The following is a 3,485-nucleotide window of genomic DNA, read 5'->3' on the forward strand; positions in this document are numbered from 1 at the left end:
GCCGGAGCCGCTAGAAGCGGTAGCGCAGAATCCGGCCCACATCCCGGAAACCGGGCAGATGCGCCATCACCCGCATGCTCATCCGACCGGAGGCCGGCATCTTCTCCACCCCCGGCATGTCCACGCTGCGCACCGCGTCGAGGCAGGTCAGCCCCGGGTGCCAGGTCTCGACCTCATGCGGGTCGTCCAGGCCCCAGTGGAGGGTGGCGCCCGCGTTGCGCACCGCGGGGACCATCTTCTGGAGCCGGATGCCCAGCGGCCCGTAGACGTCGAAGAGCAGCTGGCCGCTGGGGAACCGCTCGGTGATCCGCTGGATCAGCCGCTTGCCCTCCTCCTTGCGCAGATACATCGTCAGTCCCTCGGCGACGACCACGGTGGGCCGGTCGTCCGGCACCTGGCGCAGCCATGCCTCATCGGTCACCGACGCGCCGACCATCTCGTAGTTCCCCGATGGCTCGGGAAGCAGCCGTCGGCGCAGATCGATCACCTCGGGGTAGTCGACATCGAGCCAGCGCACCGACGACGGTGGGTCGAGGCGCTGCACCCGGGTGTCCAGACCGCACGCGAGATGGAGCACGGTCGCCTTCTGATGCTCGGCCAGGAACTCCATGGCCCAGTCGTCGAGCTGTTTCGCCCGCAGGGCGATGCCGATCGCCGTCGTGTCCGTCATCCCCGTTTTACTGAAGTCGTAGGCCACGCGCTCCACGGCCTCCCGGGCCGCGTGGTCGTGCAGGACGGAGTCCGGTGAACGGCTGTCCACCGCCCTGCCGTACAGCGTGGCGAGCAAGGTCTCCTGAGCGCCGCTGAGAGTGATCTTTTCGCGATCCATGGTTCCTCGTCGATGTGGGGGTACCGGACGGACCATTCCGTACGGTTGCGCATGGAATGGGCAGAACCCGTGTCCGTACGGTCCCACGTTCCCCCCGGCAAAAGCGACCGGCCTCTGGGCCATTCGAGTTCATCCGGCCAACATCGGGCGGACGGGCGCCGGTGGGCGTCAGTGGCTATCGCCGTCGTCCCGCGTCAGCCACAGATCGGGGCCGAAGACCTCGTAGTGGATCGCGGAGGGGCGCACACCCCGCTCCAGCAGCTGGGTCCGCACCGACCGCATGAAGGGCATCGGCCCGCACAGATACGCCTGGACGCCGTCCGGGATCTCGATGCCGGACAGGACGACATGGCCGGTGCGCTCGGCCGGCCAGTCGCCCTCGGGCCGCTCGTACCACGTGTGGGCGGTGCCCCGCGCCAGCTTGGTGACCAGCCGCTCCTGGTCGGCGCGCAGGGCGTGGTCGGCGGGGGAGCGGTCGGCGTGGACCGCGATGACCGGGGCCTGGTGTCCGCCTGCCGTCAGCTCCTCCAGCATGGCCACCATCGGGGTGCAGCCGATCCCCGCGGAGGCGAGCAGCAGCGGTGTGTCCGTGCCGTCGAGCACGACGTCGCCGTAGGGCGCGGAGACGGCGAGCTCGTCGCCCTCGTGGACATGGTCGTGGAGGTGGCCGGAGACCTCACCGGCCGGGCCCTCGCCCGCGTCCTCGCGCTTGACGGAGAAGGAGCGCACGGTGGCGCCGGGGCCGTTGGTCAGGCTGTACTGGCGGATCTGCCGTGCCCCGTCGGCCAGTTCCACCCGCACCGAGACATACTGGCCCGCCTTGAACGCCGGGGCGGGACGGCCGTCCGCGGGCCGGATCCGGAAGGTGACCACATCCGCTGTCTCCCGGACCCGCTCGACCACCTCCCACCGCCGCCAGGTCCCGCCGGCGAGCGCGCCCTGCGCCGCGTACAGCCGCCGCTCGATCTCGATCAGGGCGTTGGCCATCAGCCAGTAGACCTCGTCCCAGGCGGCGGTCACCTCCTCGGTGGCCGCGTCGCCGAGCACCTCCGCGATGGCGGCGGACAGATGACGGTGCACCACGGGATACTGTGCGGCGCTCACCCCGAGCGACGCGTGCTTGTGGGCGATCCGGCTCAGCAGGGCGTCGGGGCGGGTGCCCGGCCGCTCCACCAGGGCGGTGGCGAACGCGGCGATCGCGCCCGCGAGGGCCTGCCGTTGGTTGCCCGCGGCCTGGTTGGCCCGGTTGAACAGATCCCGCAGCAGTTCGGGGTGGGCCTCGAAGAGCTTCCGGTAGAACAGCTCGGTGATGGTGCCGATGGCCTCACCGACGGCGGGAAGCGTGGCGCGGACGGTCTCGGCGGACTTCTGGGAGAGCATGAGCGGGCCTAACTGGTATCTCAGATTCGTATTCAACGGCATGGGTGAACCGGACATGGTGACCTCCGCGTCAGCACGGCTCGGCGGGACGGGACCCGGGCTCGGTAACCCGGGCGGCGGTCTCATGGGGACAGCCCGGGTGCGCGCCCGACCAGCCCCAGCAGCACCGGACCGGTCGGGGACGCCACCAGGTCGTCGACCGTGAGGGGATCGAGCGAGGCGAGGAACGCCTCCTGCGCCCGGCGCAGCGCCATCCGCAGCCGGCAGCCCTGCCGCAGCGGGCACGGCACATCCCCCTCGCAGTCGACGACATCGCCGACCCCCTCGAGCTCCCGGACCAGCTGACCGACCGAGGCGGTGCGCCCGGTCGCGGTGAGCGTCAGCCCGCCGCCCCGTCCGCGCCGTGTCTCGATCAGGCCCAAGTGCTGCAGCCGGGCCGCCACCTTGGCCAGGTGGCTGTAGGGCACCTGCATCTCCCCGGCGACCTGCCGGGCGGTGCAGGGCTCGGCGCCGGTGACCGCCAGCCGCATGATCGTGCGGAGTGCCAGGTCCGTTGACTTCGTCAGCCGCATGGCGGCAGGTTACGTTAATGCGAATCTGAGATGCGATTTATAGCGGCGTCTTCCGGCCGCAGGCGTACGGGTGTTCCCGCCGCCGATGAGATGTCCCGGCCGCTTGCGCACGGGTGTCCCGGCCACGGCGCCGGTCAGGCTTCGCCCGGCGGCCGCCCGCGCAGCGCCCGCGTCACCGACCAGGCGACGGACACCATGGGCACGGCCACCACCGCCCCGACCACCCCCGCCACGATGCTTCCGGCGATGACCGAAATCGCCACCACCACCGGATGGAGCCGCACCGCCCAGCTCATCACCAGCGGATGCAGGACATGGCCCTCGAACTGACCGACCGCCACGATCAGCAACAGCACCACGGCCGCGATGGCCGGACCCCGCCCGGCCAGGGCCACCACCGTCGCCACCGCCAGCGCGATCGGCGAACCGATCAGCGGGACGAACGTCGCGAAGAAGACCAGCAGCGTCAGCGGCAGGGCCAGCGGCACCCGCAGCAGGAACAGGGCGATGCCGACCAGCGTCGCGTTGGAGGCGGCCACGACGATGATGCCCCGGGTATACCCGGCGAAGGTGGTCCACGCCGCCCGCGCCGCCCCGGCCCCCCGGGGCCCGGCGCGCACGGGGTGCTGGCCCCCGAACCACAGACACAAACCGTGGCCCGCAAGGTTGTATAAATAAGAAAAAAAACAGGCGCGGAAACCCCC

The 3,485-nt window shown here is 71.0% G+C and carries 4 protein-coding genes; all 4 read right to left on the reverse strand.

Translation table 11 applies throughout. From position 1 onward, the window contains the following. Positions 1-10: 10 nt before the first annotated feature. A complete protein-coding gene (locus ACFXB5_RS17955; RefSeq protein ID WP_385208585.1) occupies positions 11-829 on the reverse strand; it encodes a class I SAM-dependent methyltransferase in 819 nt (272 codons plus the stop codon). Positions 830-997: 168 nt separating this feature from the next. Beyond that, positions 998-2,209, reverse strand: coding sequence for a globin domain-containing protein (locus tag ACFXB5_RS17960; protein ID WP_385208588.1), 1,212 nt, complete (start codon positions 2,207-2,209; stop codon positions 998-1,000). A gap of 122 nt (positions 2,210-2,331) precedes the next feature. After that, positions 2,332-2,781, reverse strand: coding sequence for an Rrf2 family transcriptional regulator (locus ACFXB5_RS17965; RefSeq protein WP_201852169.1), 450 nt, complete (start codon positions 2,779-2,781; stop codon positions 2,332-2,334). Between the two features lie 134 nt (positions 2,782-2,915). Further along, on the reverse strand, positions 2,916-3,485 hold a 570-nt coding region (locus ACFXB5_RS17970; RefSeq protein ID WP_385208591.1), incomplete at its 5' end, for an AI-2E family transporter.

It is taken from the genome of Streptomyces sp. NPDC059455 (assembly GCF_042750115.1).
In the GTDB taxonomy this organism is placed as follows: domain Bacteria; phylum Actinomycetota; class Actinomycetes; order Streptomycetales; family Streptomycetaceae; genus Streptomyces; species Streptomyces endocoffeicus.

What these genes read in the sequence shown, in the direction of transcription:
- ACFXB5_RS17955 (WP_385208585.1), bottom strand. Translation starts at nt 829, where the DNA reads ATGGATCGCGAAAAGATCACTCTCAGCGGCGCTCAGGAGACCTTGCTC.
- ACFXB5_RS17960 (WP_385208588.1), bottom strand. Translation starts at nt 2,209, where the DNA reads ATGCTCTCCCAGAAGTCCGCCGAGACCGTCCGCGCCACGCTTCCCGCC.
- ACFXB5_RS17965 (WP_201852169.1), bottom strand. Translation starts at nt 2,781, where the DNA reads ATGCGGCTGACGAAGTCAACGGACCTGGCACTCCGCACGATCATGCGG.